This is a genomic window from Bradyrhizobium huanghuaihaiense, assembly GCF_007830635.1.
Lineage (GTDB): Bacteria > Pseudomonadota > Alphaproteobacteria > Rhizobiales > Xanthobacteraceae > Bradyrhizobium > Bradyrhizobium huanghuaihaiense.
In genome coordinates, this window is sequence record NZ_VLLA01000017.1 from 1 (window position 1) to 18,341 (window position 18,341).

The window sequence follows — 18,341 nt, forward strand, 5'->3', positions numbered from 1 at the left end:
GTGCCGACCACCAAATGCTCGAAGTTGCCGCCTGACGTCCCCGTGATCGTTGCCGTCAGGCTGCTGGCATCCTTGTAGACATCCTCGCCGTTGCCTACGGCAATCGTCAGCGTGCCCGTGGTCTGGCCGTTCGCAATCGTGATTACGCCCTTGTCGGTCGTGATCGTGGTCACACCCTGCGAGGCATTCGACAACGTCGCAGTGAACACGTAGTTGGCAGCAGCACCCTCCAGCTGTGTCGACGCGCTCAGATTGACCGTAGTATCGGTGATGGTGTCGTTGACATGCGCCGTCGCTGTCGCCGTGCCGACCACCAGGTTCTCTAAACTGCCGCCCGACGTCCCGGTGATTGTCGCGGTCAGCGATGAAGAATCCTTGTAGACGTCCTCGCCGTTCCCCGCAGCAATCGTCAACGTGCCCGTAGTCTGCCCGTCGGCAATCGTGATCACGCCCTTGTCGGTCGTGATCGTGGTCACCCCCTGGGACGCATGGTCCAAGGTGGCTGTGAACACATAGTTCGAAGTCGGCCCTTCGAGCTGGGTGGACGCACTCAGGTCGACCCTTGTCGTGCCTTCGGCATTAAGCACTACGATCTGTTCGATGCCTGTAATCTTGAGATCGAGCGTCTTGAAGGTATAGGTTGAGCTGTCCGCCTGTCCGGTTTGCGCGTTGATGTGCTGCGGAAGCCAGACGTTCCTCACATACGCAATCTCTGCCGAGATGGCGGCGTCGTTCAACTGGGTCGGACTCAGCCAGATCTGCAGAGTGTCAATATCCGGCGTAGACCCGGCTTTGCCGAGCTGCACCGCGCCATTACCCCCGTCATAGGAGTCATAGCCTTGGAAAGCATTGCCTACGACCACGGTCTGACTGGAAACCGTACCGAGGACCGTCTGATCTGTTCCCGACCAAACAGTCCCGCCGCTCAATGAAAAGTCGGCACTCGTGATGGAGTAGGTCCCACCCAAGACGTACTGGTTCTCAAAACCCTTGTAGATCAGGGTATCGGTCCCCGATCCACCAAGAACGGTGTCAAAGCCGCTGCCGCCATTAAGGATGTCATCTCCGGAACCACCATTGAGACGATCATTGCCCGCGCCGCCGGACAGCACGTCAGCGCCGGAGCCACCGACTAAATTGTCGCTGCCGGAAGTGCCTGTGAGGATGGTGGTGCCACTGGCGCTTGCCATTGATGATGCTCCAAAATGTCGTGGTACAAAAATTCGCGCGTGCGTATGAATTCAGGTATTTTATGAACTAGATGCCGTAACGGTTTCGAATTTTTCAGGCCTCGATTGACGGGGTGGCAATGAGCTCTCGCCGTCGCAGCGCACCTCAAATAAAGCATGCCGTGCAATCGCCGGCAGTGCTTCCGCCCCCGGCGCAACATTTGTCCAAGACGGACTCGAAACTGGCCGGCCGATCGGAAGCGATCGGCGGCCTTCCGGCTCGCCGCTAAAGAAACAAGAATTTGGGAATCCCGGAGGACGCGATTCAAGCTCGGCCTTCCGAATGAAGCTAACGCGACCCAATACACACTCCTCAAACTCTGCGGACACAGAGCAGGTGTGATTGCAGTCGAAAATCAATTCACCGTGCTATTAACACTCGTTCGAGGCAATGAGGCGAACGTCTTGGCCGACAAGAAGTCGCAGCTTCTGCGCTGTGCCAGTCTGCCTTGCTGTGAAAGACTCCGAACGCACTAACCTGTCCACTTCCGATGCGGCCCTGCATTCCGCACGCGTTAAAAAATCTCTTGCGCTTAAAGTCATTGGCTTTGTGAAGTCTCTGCCTGGTGGTTACGCGTAGGCCCGACAGAACTTAACCCAAACGTAAAGATTTATTTAAGCATGCCGAAAATTTGCGCATCCGTCTAGAGCCGGTGGAGAATGCGCGTCTTAACTATTAATGCCACAGCGTCAAAGGGTTACTTGGCGGCGTAAATAGTTCCGTATTCCGGGAAACTACGGTCGCCCTTTCTGACCTGATGGCATTCACCGGAAGTGCCACGAATGCGTCTCACAAAGAGGGACGAACGTGGCCGAACGTCACGAAAAACAGTGACAGATCAACGGCCTCATCTTTTTTCCTGCCGCGCATAACGGTCTGCTCGCAGGTCGACTCGTGCCGGTGCGGCAGAGGCACTTAGTTGCTTTCCCTGCCGGGCAGCGGCTTCATATTTGTGCGGTCATGCCCTCAGGAGTTTATTCCGTGCCGCAAGCTATCTTATCCGCGCAGAGCCGACCTCAACGTTCGCCTGCCGAGTTGGCCTCCATCATCACAACCGCCTATGAGCGCATCGAGCGGGACCGGCTTCGCAACTGCTGGATCTATGTGCGGCCCATGGAAGAAGCGCTGGCCGAGGTTGATGCCCTTGCACAGCGAGCGGAGCGGGGTGAAGTCCTGCCGCTCCTTGGCGTGCCATTCGGCGTCAAGGACAATATCGACGTCGAGGACATGCCAACGACAGCAGCCTGCCCGTCATTCGAATATGTGGCTGCGCAATCAGCCAGATGCGTCGAGAGATTGACGGCCGCGGGTGCGATCTGTCTTGGCAAGACCAACCTGGATCAGTTCGCAACCGGACTGTCAGGCACCCGCTCCCCTTATGGCGCCTGTTCCAGCGCGGCCAACGATCTGTATGTCTCCGGCGGTTCGAGTTCCGGTTCGGCTGCTGCCGTAGCATCCGGCCATGTTGCCTTCGCTCTCGGCACAGATACCGGCGGCTCGGGCCGGATTCCCGCAGGCTTCAATGGGATCATTGGGATCAAGCCAACCGTCGGCCTCGTCTCATCCCGGGGGCTTGTGCCGAACTGTCCGACGCTCGATTGTCCCTCGATCTTCTGCAATTCCATTGCCGAGGGTCGAATTCTGCTCGGGTTGATCGAAGGATTCGACGACAGCGATCCTTATAGCCGCCAACGGATTGCCTCGTCCTCCCCGTCTCCTCGCAAATTCCGGTTCGGCCAGGTCTCTGTTGGTCATCTGAATTCATTCGGCATGCCGGAATGCAATGACCTGTACAGGCAGGCCTGCACGAGGCTTTCGGGACTGGGAGGCCAAGCCAGGCAAATTGACTTCGCGCCTTTCGCCGAAGCCGGTGAAATGCTCTTTTCAGGGCCTTGGATTGCCGAACGTCATGCGGCGATCGGCAAACTCCTGGACATCGATCATGGAGACCTGCTTGACGTCACCCGCAACGTGCTGAGCGCAGCTGCCCAGTTTTCCGCAACAGATGCGTTCGCCGCGCAACATCGGCTCTTGAAGCTGCGACGCCAGATCCAATCGGCTTTCGAGGAGATCGATGTCCTGGTGGTACCGACCGCGCCACGCCCCTTCACGATCTCGGAGATGATGGAAGATCCCATCACGCTCAACAGCCGCCTCGGTTATTACTCCTATTTTGCCAATCTCGTGGACTTGTGCGCGGTGGCAGTTCCCAACGCAACGCTCGGCAACGGCATGCCGATGGGCGTCACTTTGCTAGCGCCTGCGTGGCGTGATCAGGCTCTTCTCGACCTTGCCGAGCGATGGCTGCCCGATACGAAGGCTGCACTGTTCGATCTAAGAGTATATCCGAAGGCCGCGTCCTAGACGACCTCGAGATCGAGAGCGCGCAGATTGAGGATCACAATCAGGCCCCGGTGATAACGGATGACGCCCCTTGCCTGCATGCGGGAAAGCTGCACCGTCACCCATTGTCGGGTTGAGCCGATCAGATTGGCGAGATCACCATGTGTGAACGGGATCCCGATCACGATCTCGCGGCCCTGCTGCGAGCCGTAGACCTTCGAGAGAAAGATCAACAGACGATGCAACCGCTCAGTCACCGAACGGGTCCCCAGCATTTGCGCCATGGCCGAGTAACACCTTGCCTTGAAGGCGAGCGCATCCAGCAGCGCGACCGCGATACTTGCCGATTGAAGCGCCAGCGCGCGCAGAGCTGGGCCGGGCAAGAACGTCACCTGGCTCCGCTCCACCGCAACTGAAGACCATACGTGGGCACCAGTACCGAACAGATCCGGGCCCCCGACGAAATTGCCGGCGAACCAGTAAGCCAGCGTCACCTCGCGACCGGAAGGAGCCGCGTAGTAGCTGCGAATACGTCCCTCTTCGATCAGATAAATGCCGTTCTGCAGGTCGCCCTGCCGCCAGACATGCTGGCCTGCCTGAAAGACCTCCTTGCGGCCGATGGCAAGGATACGACGCCGGTCAGCCTCACAAAGCGGATCCAACAAGCTGGGCAGCGACCCGACCTGAGCGTCCGATCCGGCCAGCATGATGCTGGTCGCATTCCTGAGACTTGCCGCTGACATTTGCTCGCTCCCTTGCCGCCGCAAGGAAAACCATTCAAGAGCCATGCCAGACCATGGCATCAGGCGCCTATGTCCTGATTTCCATTTGCTCGAAGGCCCGGCGACCTTCCGAGCGGATCAGATCAAGGCAATCCCGCTTGAGGGCGAGATAGGCAGCCTCCGCAACGATGGCGCTGGAGCGCGGTCGCGGCAGGCTCACCTGAAGATCCCTCAGGATGCGGCCTGGTCCCGCGCTCATGATCAGCACACGGTCAGAGAGAAGGATCGCCTCATCGATGTCGTGTGTGACGAAGACGATTGTTGCGTTGATCCGCTCGCGGAGCTCGAGCAGATTGTCCTGCATGACCGCCCGGGTCTGCGCATCCAGCGCTCCGAACGGCTCGTCCATCAACAGTACGCGCGGCTGATTGGCGAGGGCACGGGCAATCGCAACCCGCTGCTGCATGCCTCCCGATAGCGTGTGCGGATATGCCGACGCAAATCTGGTCAGTCCGATCATCTCGATGAGGTCGTCGGCGATCCGCAGCGCCTCCGCTTTCGGCTTGCCGAGGGCGCGGGGCCCGTGCGCGATGTTCCGGCGCACCGATTTCCACGGAAACAGATGTGGCTGCTGGAAAACCATCCCGATCTCGGGCCGTGGCGCGCGCATTGCTTCGCCGGCTATGAGCACCTGGCCTTCGAACGGCCGCTCGAGGCCGGCCATCGCATTCAGGAGCGTGGACTTGCCGCAGCCGGATGGACCGACGATCGAGACGAATTCTCCCTGGGCTACCGCCAGGGATACGCGGTCAACCGCGATGACCTGTCCGCTCGGCCCATCGAAGACGATGCTCAAATCCTCGACCCGGATGATTGCCTGAAGCGCCGGGGCGGAAGGCGGGTACGTATCCACGAGCCTGAGCGGCTGGTCGGGACGAAGCAGGCTCGGGGTCATCGCCACCACACGGCACGTTCGGCAAGGGTGGCGAAGGAACGGTCGGCGACGAAGGAAAGCAGCCCGAGAGCCGCCAACCCGCCCATGACCTGACCCGTTTGCATGTTCTGTTGCGCAATTTCGATACGGTAGACGATACCGGAAAACGCTCCTGCCAACTCGGCGGCGACCAGCGTGTAGAAGGAGATACTCACCGCGGTCCGAAGACCGACTGTGATGTAGGGCAGCGCGCCAAGAAGGACGATCTCCCACAGCATGTGGCGCTGCGGCGTGCCGAGCATCTGGGCGGCGCGGATAAGTCCGCGGTCGACTTTCTGCACCCCGATGTGGGTCGCGAGCCATACCGTGAAGAACACGCCCCAGACGACCAGGAATAGCTTGCCTGTCTCCGAGAGGCCAAACCAGAGGATGACGATCGGCACGAAGGCGATGGGAGGAATTGGACGAAGGATGTGAAACAGGGGTGAAAGCAGGCTGGACACCAGCCGGAACTGGCCAGTCAGGACGCCGAGCACGATCCCGCCCGCAGCCCCGATGGCAAATCCCGCGGCCACGCGCGAGAGGCTCGCCACCAGGTCGCCGAAGAACTGTCCGCTGCGGATCCATTCGAGAACGGCGACAGCGACGGTCGATGGCGGCGGAAACAGCACGGCGTTCACGATGCCGGAGCGCGCAACCAGTTCCCATACGCCTGTGAAGGCGGGCACGGAGAGAACGGCGACCAGAACGCTCAGCCGTGCGGCCGTGCTCGTACTCCTGCGTCCCCCACCGCTCACGGGCGCGCCTCCAGTGTGACGCGAGCCGGATCGAGCGCCTTCAGCGGCGCCGTCACCAGGACTTTCGAGAAATCGGGCATGCTCGCGCCAGGGGGATGATTGCCGGTCTCGAGCCGCCAGGCGGCATGGGTTTTCAGAGTCGTGAGAATCCTGTCGTCGAGGCGCACATGGTAGACATAGTCCAGCCAGATCGAAGCCAATTCGTCGCGTTTCATCCCGGTCGCTGCGGCGATGACGTCGATCGCTTCACCCGGATTCGCCCTGAGCCAGCCCTCGGCTTCGATGAGGGACGCCAGGAACTTGCCGACGATCGCAGGATTGGCCGCGAGGTAGGACTGCGTCACGACAATATTGAATGTCTCCGAGTAGAGACCTTTGGTCTCAAGCGGGATCGCGCCTTCGCCCAGAGCCTTCTTCGCATTCGCGACGTGCGGCTCCCAGGTATCGAACGCGTCGATGCTGCCGGCCGCCATGGCGGGGAGCATCTCCTGAGGTCGCAGATTGACGAGCGTCACGTCCTTCGACGTCAGGCCCGCGGCTTTCAACAGAACCGAGGTGTAAACTTCGCTGCCGGTTCCGGCCGTAAAGGCGATTCGCTTTCCACGCAGATCAGCCTTCGTCTTGATCCCGGCAGAAGCCGCGGTCATGGTCTTGAGATCCGAATATTCCATCCCTGCCACGAAGGCGATCGGTTGTTGCGCCATCGCGGCCGCCGTGACCGGCGCCTCGGCGGTTGTCGCGATATCCGCCCCTCCCCCAAGCACCGTATCGAGGCACTGCTTCCCGCTGGTGAAATTGGAGACCGAGATATCAAGCCCCTGCTTGGCGAAAATACCCTTCGCATTGGCGACAATCGCCAGTCCCGAGATCGGCCCAAGATTCTGGGCGAGCCGCGCCTTCAGCAATTCCTCGGCCGTCGCGCGCTCAGACGGTGCAAACAGGAAGGACGCAGAAAGCACGAACACGGCGAAGCGAAGAGCGGTTGTTGATCGCATGCCAAACCCCTGTGATGCCGGCGACCGGAGTGATCGACCTTGACGATAGGATCGTCTGAAGATGGAAGGCCATGAAGCAATTAATCGACAAGGCCCTCCTGTCCAGTTTTTGCGCAAGCAGACCAGCTTCCGACCGTGACCGGGGCAATAAATTCATCAAGCTGCTCACACCTTGGGCGCAACATAGCCTGCGGCAACGGCACTCTGCTGGCTTTCGCCAAGCCCTGATCCCGATTCAATCAGAACCGATCGGGCTTTCGATGCCGTTGCGCGCGCGGCGAAACCAGGCCCACGTTTGCCGCGTCACTGCGATGTAGCCCGGGCCCCGGTAGACGATCTGATCGGCGACGATCCGGTTCAGTTTCGGCAGCGCATGGAACGGAATCGAAGGATAGGCATGGTGTTCGACATGATAGGGCATGTTCCATGCAAACCAGCGCACGAACATGGCGGTATAGGTGGTGCGGGTATTCTGGAAGGCGCTGCGCGTGCGATCACAACCGGTGTGTTCGGCAAGGAGATATGGACGCAGAAACAATTGACCGACGATCACGGGGACGACCCAGACCCACAACAGGATCATGGTGTGCAACGCGACCGATGCCAGCAACAGCGCGACGTAGCCTGCCAGATGCAGGCGCGCTTCCATCACGACGATGTGGCGTTTGCTTTCCGGAATCCAAGGCGACGTGGCATTGCCGGTCAACGCATGGCGAAGCATCAGTCCCACCCGGAAGGCAACCTGCCGCAAGCCGCTGTAGACGATCAGCAGTTGCGTGTTCGAGGTTGGGATCGGAACCGACAGCAGTTCCGGATCCCTCTTTGGATCCTGCGTATAGCGATGATGATCCCAGTGGAACAGGCAGTAATATTCGTAAGGCAAGCCGACCGCGAACGAGGAGAGATGACCGAAGGCGAGATTAAGCGCGCGGTTGCGGAACGCCGTCTTGTGGGCGGTCTCGTGTACCACCATGAACAGGAATGCGACAAAGTAACCTTGGACGACGACCAGCGGCAACGCCCATACGATTCCGTATCGCGAAGAGACCAGCCAGATCAGCGCGCCGACAACGACGATGACGCCGTAGTGGCTGGCCGCGCGGACCAGACCTTGCCAATCGGACCGCACCGACAACTCGCGCAGCATGGCCGGAGTCAGCGGCTTCTCTCCGGTGGCAGTGATGGCATTGCTCATGATCGTAGTCGCCTCTTTCCGGGATCACACTTGACCGTGCTCGAACCGACGCTGGAATTTCGTCAAGCACAGACCGATCCTAGGGAGCGACGCCGTAACGCAGAAGCAATTAATTTCGCTGGCGTTGGCCGCCGGGCATCCCGAGATTTGCGGCCCTCGCTTCACCACATCGACCTCGCGACGAATCGTCGCCGGGCCGATGCGCCGTTAGGGGCAGTCAGGTCTAACTCCTATTCCGCGGGCTCTGCGTGCGGCATATCGACGTGCGCGGTATAGGTAATGTCGAACTCAGATCTTGACCTACGATTCTGCTCGCGCCCTTTTCGCCGCGATCTGCTGGAGCGCCCAGCGCGCGTTCTTGCGCACGTCGGGATCGGGATCGTTGGCGACCACGGCGAGGTAAGCCTCACCCTCGGGATCGGCGATCTCGCCGAGCGCGGCGGCCGCCTCCTTTCGCAAATTGGCATGGTCGTGGTTGACGCAATTGCCGATCGGGCGCACCGCACGCTCGATCTTCATCTTGCCGAGGCTGCGGATCGCCTTCAGCCGCACCTGCCAGAACTCGTCCGCGAGGCAGATGACCAGTTGATCGGCGGCGAGCGAACCGTTGATGTTGAGGCCGAGCGTCTCCGCCGCCATCTCGCGGACCATCCAGTCGGAATCCCTCAACGCGCGCGTGATGGTCTCGGCCGCCGGCTTCATCTGCGAGAACGCAAGCGCGCTCACGGCGGCACGACGGACATGGGCATCGGGATCGTTGATCAGTGCGGTCAGCGCCGGAATGGATTCCTCCAGCTTAAGGAAGCCGATCACGCCGATCGCCTGCACCCGCACGGCGGCATCGGAATCCTGGAGCGCTTCCAGAGCGGGCTTCAGCGTGTCCTTGCAGCGCAATTCTTTCAGCGCGCGCAGCGCACCCATGCGGACGAAGGCGTGGGCGTGCTTCACCAGCGGCAGGATGATCTCGGCACAGGCCGGATCCTTGAACTCGGCCATGCTGTCGGCCGCGGCCGCCGCGACGATCCTTTCGGGATCGACCAGCAGCTTCACCAGCGCGCTCGCCGCCTCCGGCCCATCGAACTCGCCGAGCGCCATCGCGACCTGCTGGCGCACGCCGGCGTCGGGGTCGGCGACCATGTTGGCGAGATGCGCCACCGCCGCGGGGTCGCCGGAATGGCCGAGCGCGATGATGGCGACGCGGCGCTCGGCGGGATCGGCGGCCTGAAGCCGCTCGTCGGCGTCCTCTAAGTCGTCGTAGGATTCGAACGGGCTCGACATGATCACCTCAACAAATAGGGAATGTTGACGGTGACCGCGCCGGTCGGGCAATCGGCCTCGCAGGGCATGCAATACCAGCACTCGTCATAGGCCATGTAGGCCTTGTTGGTCATGTCGCTGATGCGCAGCACGTCGAGCGGGCAGACGTCGACGCAGACGGTGCAACCCTTGTCCGCGATGCATTTGGCGTCGTCGACGACCACCGGAACCGATGTCTGATAGGACGCGAGAGGCATTTGATGTCTCCTGTTGCTGTGTTCTGGTGGATCAGGCGGTCGCGCGGATGCGCTGCTTGTCGTAGAGGTCCTTCTCGTCGTCGGCGATCGGCACGACGTACGGCTCGACGGCGCGCTTTTCGCTGGTCATCTTGCCGTCGCGCTTGCTGAGCAGCGTGTGGCAGAACCAGTTCTCGTTGTCCTTCTCCGGAAAATCCGTGCGCCAGTGATAGAGGCCCCAGCGGCTCTCCTCGCGATAGAGCGAGGCATGCGCGGCCATGTCGGCGCAGTCCATGATCGACTGCACTTCGAGCGCGCGGAGCAGCTCGTGCGCGTTGCGCGCGATCATGCGCTCCTGCATGTCTTCCCTCGCCTCGGCAAGGCGGCGCATGCCGAGCTCGTACTTGCGCGTGACCTTCGGCGGCTGGAGGTAGTCGTTGACGAGGCGGCGGGTCTTGTACTCGATCTGGTTCGGCGGAATGCCGTCCTCGCGCTTGGTCGGCGCCATCACGCGGTCGCGTTCAAGGGCGACGTCGGCGGCGTCGAACTCCGCAAAGTCATGGCTGTCGGCGAACTCCATCGCGTCGATGCCGGCGACCGAGCCGTTGGTGAAGGCGCCGAGCATGTAATTGTGCGGCACGCTCGCCATGTCGCCGGCCGCGTAGAGGCCGGGCACGGTGGTGCGCGCGTTGTCGTCGACGAACACGCCGGAAGCGCTGTGGCCGGAGCAGAAGCCGATCTCGGAGATGTGCATCTCGATGGACTCGCTGCGGTAGTCGACGCCGCGCCCCTGCTGGAACAGGCCGCGCGTCGGACGCTCCACCTTGTGCAGCGTCGACTCGATCTCCGAGATGGTGTCGGGGTGGAGATGCTTGAGCTGGAGGAACACCGGGCCCTTGCCGGACAGCAGCTCGTTGTAGAACTCCAGCATCATCTGGCCGGACCAGTAGTCGCATTCGATGAAGCGCGAGCCCTCGTTGTTCGCCGTGTACGCGCCGAAGGGGCCGGCGACATAGGCGCAGGCCGGACCGTTATAGTCCTTGATCAGCGGGTTGATCTGGAAGCATTCGAGGTTCGCGAGCGCCGCGCCGGCGTGATAGGCCATGGCATAGCCGTCGCCTGAATTGGCCGCGTTCTCATAGGTGCCGAACATGTAGCCGGAGGTCGGCAGGCCCAGGCGGCCGGCGGCGCCCATGCAGAGGATCACGGCCTTGGCCTTGATCACCAGCATCTCGGCGGTGCGGGTGTTGACGCTGATGGCGCCGGCGATGCGGCCGTCCGACGATTTGAGCAATCGAGTCGCCATGTAGCGGTTGGAAATCAGAATGCGGGCGCGGCGAAGCTGGCGGTAGAGCGCCTTCTTCACGGTCTCGCCGTTCGGCATCGGCAGCACATAGGTGCCGATGTGGTGTACCTTCTTGACGGCGTAGTCGCCGTTCTCGTTCTTCAGAAAGCGGATACCGAAGCTGTCGAGCTCCTCGATGATTTTGTAGCAGTTCTGCGCGTATTTATAGACCGCCTTCTGATCGACGATCCCATCGTTGGCGATGGTGATTTCCTTGGTGTACTGCTCCGGCGTCGCATAGCCGGGGATGACGGCGTTGTTCAGCCCGTCCATGCCCATCGAGATCGCGCCGGAGCGCTTGACGTTGGCCTTTTCGAGCAGGACGACATTAGCCTTCGGGTTCTTCAGCTTCGCCTTAAGTGCCGCCATAGGGCCGGCCGTGCCGCCGCCGATCACCAGCACATCGCAGGAAACCTCTGAAAGTTCGTCGACGATCTGATCTAGTGCCATCACTTGCTCCTGGTTCGCCGATCCCCGGCGCCTTTGCATCAGATTTGTTCAGAGGGCGCGCCCGCGATAGCAATTAGTTGTCGCCGCGATACGATTTGGGCCTCAGCGCTGGACGAAGGCCTTTTCGATGACGAAATGGCCGGGCTGGCTGTGATTGCCCTCGACAAAACCGCGCGCGGCGAACATCGCGTGCAGCTCCTCCAGCATTCCCGGGCTGCCACAGAGCATGATGCGGTCGGTCTCGATATCGAGGCCGCCCTGTCCGATGTCGTCGAACAGCTGATTGGAGGCGATCAGGTCGGTGATGCGGCCGCGGTTGCGGAACGGCTCGCGGGTGACGGTCGGGTAGTAGACGAGCTTGTCGCGGATCAGGGGGCCGAAGAACTCGTGATTGCGCAGGCCCTCGACAAGGTGCTCGCCATAGGCGAGTTCCGAGACCTGGCGGCAGCCATGGGCGAGCACGATGGTCTCGTAATTCTCATAGACGTCGGGGTCCTTGATCAAGCTGGCGAAGGGCGCAAGGCCCGTTCCAGTCGAGAGCAGCAATAGGCGCTTTCCCGGAATGAGATTGCCGGTGATCAGCGTTCCCGTGGCCTTGCGGCCGACCAGGATGATGTCGCCTTCCCTGATCTTCTGCAGGCGCGAGGTGAGCGGGCCATCCTGCACCTTGATCGAGAAGAACTCAAGCGCCTCCTCGTGATTGGCGCTCGCCATGCTGTAGGCCCGCATCAACGGCTTGCCTTCGACTTCGAGCCCGATCATAGCGAACTGGCCGTTCTGGAAACGGAAGCCGGGATCGCGCGTCGCGGTGAAGCTGAACAGGGACTCGGTCCAGTGGCGAACCGACAGAACCGTTTCCTTCTGAAATGCGCTCATGGTCTCTCCTTCTCGATGACGCCAAGGTCTCGGAGAGAAGAGAGTCCGGCAATTCGGAAGTGAAATTCCCGGTCGATTAGTTTCACATTTCGCGGGTGATGATCGAAGAAGAGGCACGCGATCGCGTCCGTGCCGGCAATTAGTTGCTATTCGCGCGAAACCGCACCGGCGTAGATAGAAGCCGGAGGTTCGTCACGACCATGACCGCATTTGTGGCACCGACGGTGGCCGACTACGAAGCCAGCCCCGATCTCGCATCGCTCCTCGTCCGCACCACGCAGGACGATGCGCTGAGCGTCGCCGCCGAAAAGCTCCGCCTCTCTTGCAAGTGTGCCCACTGCACCCGCGCCCGCTTCGACGGCCGCTTTCCGGAAGCATTTCCGGGCATCGCGATCACCGAGATCGGCGATCTCGGCTATGGGCTGAATATCTCGTTCTCGGACGGGCATAACAGGGGGATTTACCCGAAGATGTATTTGCTGAGCCTGGCGGGGCGCTGACCCGCATCTACACTCGTCATTCCGGGGCGCCCGAAGGGCGAGCCCGGAATCCATAACCCCCGCTCGTGGCTATGGATTCCGGGCCTGCGCGCTGTGCGCGCATCCCGGAATGACGCAGGAAGTTTGCGCTTTCCCATCTGGCACGGACATTGCTCCTCTTTAGAACGATTTGAACGTTCCGGAGGCAGACCAATGTTGCAGGCGGCCAATGCGGTTCGCGGGGCTGTGCCCCCGGCAGTCCGGTCTGCCGGCAGTTCCTCGCTGCTGCTGACCGAGAACCAGCAATGGATCGGCGGGCCACCGCCGCTGATGGACAAGCTGTCACCGCGCGAGCGGGAGCTGGTGCTGAAGCAGGGCCGGCGCAAAGTGCTCAACCGCGGCCAGACGCTATTCAGCCAGGGCGGCAAGCATGACGGCATCTGGCTGATCGAGAGCGGCCGCATCCGCGTCTTCTACACATCGCCCCTGGGCCGCGAGATCACACTCGCCTACTGGCATGTCGGCAATTTCGTCGGCGGGCCCGAAGTGTTCGAAGGCACCGTGCATCAATGGTCCGGCGTTGCATCCAGCAATTGCAGCGTCGTGCATCTGCCCGGAAAGGAACTGCGGTCCCTTGCGGCAGAGATCCCGAACCTCGCGATCGGCCTCATCGAAGGCCTCACGTTCAAGGGCAAATGCTACTCGGCACTGGCGCAGATGCTGGGAACGCGCTCGATCACGCAGCGCCTCGCGCATCTGCTTTTGCATCTGGTCGAGCTCTACGGCGTCGAGGACGCCGACGGGCGTGTGATTGCGGCTGCCTTCACTCATGCCGACATCGCCCACATGGTCGGCGCCACCAGGCAATGGGTCACGATCAGCCTGAAGCGCATGCAGGAGAAGGGAATCGTCCTGACGAAGCGGTCTCAGATCGTGGTGTGCCGGACCGACGTGCTGGAGGAGATGCGCGGCCAGGGCTCGGATTAAAGAGCCTCGCGACCACGGCCGGTGCACAGGCAAGCGGCTTTATCGTGCAGGACTGCTCAAGGAGTATGCAATCAGCTTTTCCCGGCAACTAATCGACTGCGGCGGCCACTCCGGATTTGCCCTGCCGGTGCCCTCACCCAATCATGGCAACCACAGCACATCCAACCGAATGAGGATGAGAATGGTCCGCCATCTTCCCACGCTCTCGATCGCGATGTCGGTGACGTCGCTGGCGCTACTCGTCACGCAGCCGGCTTCGGCAGAGACCGTCACGCTCGGCATTGGTACGCAGGACACCACGACCAACACGGTGACCGCGGGTGTCGTCATCCGCCAGTTGCATCTGCTCGAGAAATATCTGCCCAAGGACGGCAAATACGCCAACATCAAGTTCGAGCTGGAGTGGCAGAATTTCACGTCCGGGCCGCCCGTCACCAATGCGATGATGGCGAACAAGCTGCAGATCGGCATGATGGGTGACTATCCGCTGATCGTGAACGGCTTCACCTTCGAGAGCAATCCGGAGAGCAAGAGCCGTCTGATTGGCATTGCCGCCTACAGCCTCTCCGGCTCCGGAAACGGCCTCGTCGTCCACAAGGACTCGCCCTACTATGACCTCGCCGATCTCAAGGGCAAGCTCGTCAGCGTGCCCTTCGGCTCCGCCGCGCACGGCATGGTGCTGAAGGCGATGCAGGACCGCGGCTACGCGTCCGACTTCTTCCAGCTTGTCAGCCAGAGCCCGGAGGTCGGCTCGACCAACCTGCAGGAGAAGAAAATCGACGCGCATGCCGACTTCGTCCCCTTCGCCGAGCTGCTGCCGTTCCGCGGCTTCGCGCGCAAGATCTTTGACGGCGTCGAGACCAACCTGCCGACCTTTCACGGTATTGTAGTCCGCACCGATTTCGCCGATAAATATCCGGAGGTCGTCGTTGCCTATTTCAAGGCGGTGATCGCCGCCAACCAGTGGCTGCGCGACGATCCGAAGCTGGCCGCAGAAAAAATCCAGGAATGGACCGGCATCAGCAAGGAAGTCGTCTACATCTTCCTCGGCCCCAGCGGCAACATGACCACCGATCCCACGATCAAGCCGGCGCTCATCGATGCGGCCGCGACCGACGTCAAAGTGCTGCAGAATCTCGGCCGCATGAAGGAGTTCGACCCGAAGAAATGGGTCGACGACAGCTACGTCCGCAAGGCCTATGCCGAGATGAAGCTCGACTACGACGCGCAGCTCGCGAGCACCAGGAACTACGAGATCTCGGGCGAGGACTCGTTCTGCAAGAAGCCGATCACGGATCCGCGCAAGGCCGGCGAGGTCTGGGTGGATGAAGCCGGCATCCTGCCGTTCTCGTCAGCCAGCTGTACGCTCGGTGCCTACGCCGACTTCAAGGCCAAGGGCAAGAAGATCAACGTCGCCTATGTCTTCGACACCACCCGCGGCATCAAGCTGTTCGCCGACCAGGCTTTCTTCGCGGTCGGTAACGGTGATGTCGCACCGTTCCTTCTGAAGAAGGACGCCGAAGCCTATGCCGCCAAAATCGGCGGCAAGGTGCTCGGCTTCGATGACGCCGTGAAGGCGGCAGTCGGCGGAGGCAAGACGTGAGCAGTCCCGCCCTCCTCAGACATCCCGAGGACAACATGCCGGCAATTGCAGAGGCGGGCCCTGTGCCCGCCGTCACGCCGCCCGCAACGCCCCCCTCCTTCGGCACGCTCGCGCTGCGCTGGTATCGGCTCAACCAGGGTCGGCTGCGTGCAACCGCGATCGGCATTGCCTCCCTGATCGCCTTCCTGCTGGTCTGGCACCTGCTCACGACCTACCGCGTCGTGTTCTTCGTGCGCTTCACCAACGTGCCCTCGCCGCTCACGGTCTATGCTAGCTTCACCAAGGCGATGCACGACCCCAAATTCCTGATGCATATCCTGCTCAGCTGCCGGCGCATCTTCATCGGCTTCTCGCTTGCGGCCATCGTCGGTGTGCCGCTCGGCCTGATCATGGGCCGCTTCAAGCTGGTGCATGAGATCATCTTCCCGGTCGCCGAAGTGCTGCGGCCGATCCCGGCGATCGCCTGGGTGCCGATGGCGATCATGCTGTGGCCGACAAACGAGCAGAGCATCGTCTTCATCACCTTCCTCGGCTCGTTCTTCCCGATCCTGGTCAACACGCTGCACGGCATGTCGCTGGTCGATCCGGTGCTGGTGCGCGCGGCGCAATGCCTCGGCGCGCGCGAGCGCTCGATCTTCCGCGAGGTGTATTTCCCGGCGTCCCTGCCGCACATCTTCACCGGCCTCACCGTCGGCATGGGCGTCGCCTGGGTGTCGCTGATCGCCGCCGAGATGATCTCGGGCCAGTACGGCATCGGCTATTTCACCTGGGAAGCCTATTCGCTGGTCCAATATGCCGACATCGCGCTCGGCATGATCGCGATCGGCGTGCTTGGCCTCGGATCGAGCCTGTTGATCCGCGGCGCCGGACAATTGGTGATGCCGTGGAGGTCGACATGAGCGAGATGCTTGCGAGCACGTCGAAGGGCCACATCGAGGTCAAGAACTTTTCCCTCGCCTACGAGACGATCGAGGGACCGGTGCAGGCCGTGACCGACACGCAGATCCACGTCAAACCCGGTGAGTTCGTCTCAATCGTCGGCCCATCCGGCTGCGGGAAGTCGACGCTGCTCAATGCGGTCGCCGGCTTCCTCAAGCCGACCACGGGCGTGGTGACTGTCGACGGTGAGTTCGTCAACGGCCCGAGCGCCGAGCGCGGCATGGTGTTCCAGCAATATTCGCTGTTTCCCTGGAAGACAGTGCGGGAGAATGTCGAGTTCGGCCTGAAGATGCGCGGCATGCCGCGCTCCCAGCGCGAGCGTGCCGCGCGCACGCTGCTCGGACTTGCCGGGCTGGAGGCCTTCGAGAAGCACTATCCGGAAAAACTCTCCGGCGGCATGAAGCAGCGCGTCGGCATCGTCCGCGCGCTCGCCACAGGGCCGAAGGTGCTGCTGCTGGACGAGCCTTTCGGCGCGCTCGACGCGCAGACGCGCGTCATCATGCAGCAGATCCTTACCAATATGTGGCAGCGGCTGAAGATCTCGGTCTTGTTCGTCACCCACGACATCGACGAGGCGATCTTCCTCTCCGACCGCGTCTACTGCATGACCGCGCGGCCCGGCTCGATCAAGGCGGAGATTCCGATCCCGCTGGAGCGGCCGCGGCAGCAATCCATGATGATGTCGTCGGAGTTCCTGGCGCTGCGCCGCGGACTGATGTCACTGATCCGCGAGGAGAGCCTCAAAGCGATGGGCGGCGAGATCAACGATTTGGGCATGCAGGGATTGAACATCGAGCTGCACGGGCATTCGCTGGTCGAGGTACTTTAGGCGAGAACACTCTTAACGTGTCGCTCTTGCGAGGAGATAGAATCGCATTGCAGATGCACGTCGTCCTTGCACTGCCGCGCTATGAGCCGGCAGACGTTTTCGCAACGCTCTGGCCTATCGCGTTGCGAGCAGGATTCGTGTTCTCTCGTCTTGGAAGTACTGAATCAGAAAAACGTCGGGATCCCACGGGGGGCAAAGCGCAATGGCAGGTATCGTCGTCACGCGAAAAGGCTTGAAAGTCGGCATGGCGCATCGGCGGCCTTTCGCCCCGCGAAACCTGATCCCAGGTATTCGCTCCTAGATCACCTTCACCTGGTTCGGGTTGCGCGCGGGATCGCCCCAGAAGGCATCGTTCTCGTATTTGCGCCAGAGATCGCCCGGCAGCACGGTTTTGCGACCCGGGGATTCCACGCGCTTGCCAACCTTGTGCAGACCCGGCGTGCCGATCCTGCGGTCGAACTCCTCGGCGTCGAACTCGATGTTCTGGAAATCATGCGCGAACGGCTTCTCGCCGATGAACTCGTAGACCGCCGCGATCGCCCGCTCCGGCTGGCTGGTCAACGTCTCGTAGGTCAGCGCCAGCAGGCAGGCGGTCTGCTCGCCGCAAAACGCTTCGCGCAGCGCATTCCAGGCAAAGCCAACCATGCCGTTCGGGGCCGCCAAACCTTCCACGCGCGAATACACCGTGCTGCCCGGTTCGAAATTGAAGATGCCCGACGGCTGATACTTGTTCTTGCGAATAAGCCGCTCGACCGAATCCAGGATCCAGGGAATTTGGCGCACGCAGCAGATCACCTTGGCGCGCGGAAACAGATCGGTGATCAGTGGCAGCCGCGCGCACCAATTGCGGTTGGTGTCGAACACCACATGCCCTTTCGGCAGATCGGCGTAGTAGGTCGAGAAGATCGACTTGATGAGGTCCCGGCGCTGCTCGTCGGTGATGAAGATCGCGGTCTCGTTGCTCATGCTCATGCTGCGCAGCATGCCGTCGACCAGCGAGCCGACCGGGCCGGTCATCCCGGCACGAAAGCGCGGGTTCTGCCGCAATATGGCCGACAGCAGCGTCGAGCCCGCGCGCGGAAGTCCGGAGATGAAATGGATATCGCCTTGCATGATCCTGCAAA

17 protein-coding genes are annotated in these 18,341 nt (G+C 61.5%); 6 read left to right on the forward strand and 11 right to left on the reverse strand.

What is annotated here, in order from left to right; translation table 11 throughout:
* On the reverse strand, positions 1-1,190 hold a 1,190-nt coding region (locus tag IQ16_RS45245), incomplete at its 3' end, for an immunoglobulin-like domain-containing protein (RefSeq protein ID WP_035666438.1).
* Between the two features lie 1,021 nt (positions 1,191-2,211).
* Here IQ16_RS45245 and atzF point away from each other — a divergent pair.
* Positions 2,212-3,594, forward strand: coding sequence for an allophanate hydrolase (atzF, locus tag IQ16_RS28655; protein ID WP_035666440.1), 1,383 nt, complete (start codon positions 2,212-2,214; stop codon positions 3,592-3,594).
* Here the strand turns inward: atzF and IQ16_RS28660 are convergent.
* The 9 genes from IQ16_RS28660 to IQ16_RS28700 all read right to left on the reverse strand — a co-directional run bounded on the left by IQ16_RS28660 (position 3,591) and on the right by IQ16_RS28700 (position 12,380).
* Positions 3,591-4,316 (reverse strand): Crp/Fnr family transcriptional regulator, encoded by a 726-nt coding sequence (locus IQ16_RS28660; RefSeq protein ID WP_018642942.1) that lies wholly within the window; start codon positions 4,314-4,316, stop codon positions 3,591-3,593. The two genes, atzF and IQ16_RS28660, sit on opposite strands and share 4 nt — an antisense overlap.
* Positions 4,317-4,383: 67 nt before the next feature.
* Entirely contained in the window at positions 4,384-5,259 is an 876-nt protein-coding gene (locus IQ16_RS28665) for an ABC transporter ATP-binding protein (protein ID WP_020607871.1), read from the reverse strand.
* Positions 5,247-6,026 (reverse strand): ABC transporter permease, encoded by a 780-nt coding sequence (locus IQ16_RS28670; protein ID WP_080648053.1) that lies wholly within the window; start codon positions 6,024-6,026, stop codon positions 5,247-5,249. Before IQ16_RS28670 ends, IQ16_RS28665 begins: the two co-directional genes overlap by 13 nt.
* Positions 6,023-6,931, reverse strand: coding sequence for an NrtA/SsuA/CpmA family ABC transporter substrate-binding protein (locus IQ16_RS28675; RefSeq protein WP_244635876.1), 909 nt, complete (start codon positions 6,929-6,931; stop codon positions 6,023-6,025). Before IQ16_RS28675 ends, IQ16_RS28670 begins: the two co-directional genes overlap by 4 nt.
* A gap of 325 nt (positions 6,932-7,256) precedes the next feature.
* Positions 7,257-8,216 (reverse strand): fatty acid desaturase, encoded by a 960-nt coding sequence (locus IQ16_RS28680; RefSeq protein WP_018642949.1) that lies wholly within the window; start codon positions 8,214-8,216, stop codon positions 7,257-7,259.
* Positions 8,217-8,516: 300 nt separating this feature from the next.
* Positions 8,517-9,494: a HEAT repeat domain-containing protein gene (locus IQ16_RS28685; protein ID WP_026311983.1), complete on the reverse strand. Its 978-nt coding sequence runs from the start codon at positions 9,492-9,494 to the stop codon at positions 8,517-8,519.
* Positions 9,495-9,496: 2 nt separating this feature from the next.
* Positions 9,497-9,730, reverse strand: coding sequence for a 4Fe-4S dicluster domain-containing protein (locus tag IQ16_RS28690; protein ID WP_007593252.1), 234 nt, complete (start codon positions 9,728-9,730; stop codon positions 9,497-9,499).
* Positions 9,731-9,761: 31 nt separating this feature from the next.
* On the reverse strand, positions 9,762-11,504 hold the full coding sequence (locus IQ16_RS28695; protein WP_026311984.1) for a fumarate reductase/succinate dehydrogenase flavoprotein subunit: 1,743 nt from the start codon (positions 11,502-11,504) through the stop codon (positions 9,762-9,764).
* A gap of 102 nt (positions 11,505-11,606) precedes the next feature.
* The gene (locus IQ16_RS28700) at positions 11,607-12,380 is read right to left on the reverse strand and encodes a ferredoxin--NADP reductase (protein WP_018642954.1); all 774 of its coding nucleotides are present in this window, start codon (positions 12,378-12,380) and stop codon (positions 11,607-11,609) included.
* A 200-nt stretch (positions 12,381-12,580) separates the two neighbouring features.
* Between IQ16_RS28700 and IQ16_RS28705 the strand changes: the two genes are divergently transcribed.
* From IQ16_RS28705 to IQ16_RS28725, 5 genes are all read left to right on the forward strand, one after another.
* Positions 12,581-12,880 carry a gamma-butyrobetaine hydroxylase-like domain-containing protein gene (locus IQ16_RS28705; protein ID WP_026311985.1) on the forward strand — a complete coding sequence of 100 codons (300 nt, stop codon included), beginning with the start codon at positions 12,581-12,583 and terminating at the stop codon, positions 12,878-12,880.
* Positions 12,881-13,072: 192 nt separating this feature from the next.
* Entirely contained in the window at positions 13,073-13,846 is a 774-nt protein-coding gene (locus IQ16_RS28710; RefSeq protein ID WP_018642958.1) for a Crp/Fnr family transcriptional regulator, read from the forward strand.
* Positions 13,847-14,027: 181 nt separating this feature from the next.
* A complete protein-coding gene (locus IQ16_RS28715) occupies positions 14,028-15,449 on the forward strand; it encodes an ABC transporter substrate-binding protein (RefSeq protein WP_026311986.1) in 1,422 nt (473 codons plus the stop codon).
* Complete coding sequence (locus IQ16_RS28720; RefSeq protein WP_018642962.1) at positions 15,446-16,348, forward strand: ABC transporter permease; 903 nt, start codon at positions 15,446-15,448, stop codon at positions 16,346-16,348. Before IQ16_RS28715 ends, IQ16_RS28720 begins: the two co-directional genes overlap by 4 nt.
* Positions 16,345-17,217, forward strand: coding sequence for an ABC transporter ATP-binding protein (locus tag IQ16_RS28725; protein WP_026311987.1), 873 nt, complete (start codon positions 16,345-16,347; stop codon positions 17,215-17,217). The genes IQ16_RS28720 and IQ16_RS28725 overlap by 4 nt, the downstream gene beginning before the upstream one ends.
* Positions 17,218-17,514: 297 nt before the next feature.
* Here the strand turns inward: IQ16_RS28725 and IQ16_RS28730 are convergent, their stop codons facing one another.
* The gene (locus tag IQ16_RS28730) at positions 17,515-18,330 is read right to left on the reverse strand and encodes a sulfotransferase family protein (RefSeq protein ID WP_018642966.1); all 816 of its coding nucleotides are present in this window, start codon (positions 18,328-18,330) and stop codon (positions 17,515-17,517) included.
* Positions 18,331-18,341: the final 11 nt, after the last annotated feature.

Excerpts from the sequence above, each read along its gene's own strand:
- IQ16_RS28685 (WP_026311983.1), bottom strand. The coding sequence starts at position 9,494 with ATGTCGAGCCCGTTCGAATCCTACGACGACTTAGAGGACGCCGACGAG.
- IQ16_RS28725 (WP_026311987.1), top strand. The coding sequence starts at position 16,345 with ATGAGCGAGATGCTTGCGAGCACGTCGAAGGGCCACATCGAGGTCAAG.
- IQ16_RS28705 (WP_026311985.1), top strand. The coding sequence starts at position 12,581 with ATGACCGCATTTGTGGCACCGACGGTGGCCGACTACGAAGCCAGCCCC.
- IQ16_RS28715 (WP_026311986.1), top strand. The coding sequence starts at position 14,028 with ATGGTCCGCCATCTTCCCACGCTCTCGATCGCGATGTCGGTGACGTCG.
- IQ16_RS28690 (WP_007593252.1), bottom strand. The coding sequence starts at position 9,730 with ATGCCTCTCGCGTCCTATCAGACATCGGTTCCGGTGGTCGTCGACGAC.
- IQ16_RS28730 (WP_018642966.1), bottom strand. The coding sequence starts at position 18,330 with ATGCAAGGCGATATCCATTTCATCTCCGGACTTCCGCGCGCGGGCTCG.
- IQ16_RS28680 (WP_018642949.1), bottom strand. The coding sequence starts at position 8,216 with ATGAGCAATGCCATCACTGCCACCGGAGAGAAGCCGCTGACTCCGGCC.
- IQ16_RS28710 (WP_018642958.1), top strand. The coding sequence starts at position 13,073 with ATGTTGCAGGCGGCCAATGCGGTTCGCGGGGCTGTGCCCCCGGCAGTC.
- IQ16_RS28695 (WP_026311984.1), bottom strand. The coding sequence starts at position 11,504 with ATGGCACTAGATCAGATCGTCGACGAACTTTCAGAGGTTTCCTGCGAT.
- IQ16_RS28660 (WP_018642942.1), bottom strand. The coding sequence starts at position 4,316 with ATGTCAGCGGCAAGTCTCAGGAATGCGACCAGCATCATGCTGGCCGGA.
- IQ16_RS28700 (WP_018642954.1), bottom strand. The coding sequence starts at position 12,380 with ATGAGCGCATTTCAGAAGGAAACGGTTCTGTCGGTTCGCCACTGGACC.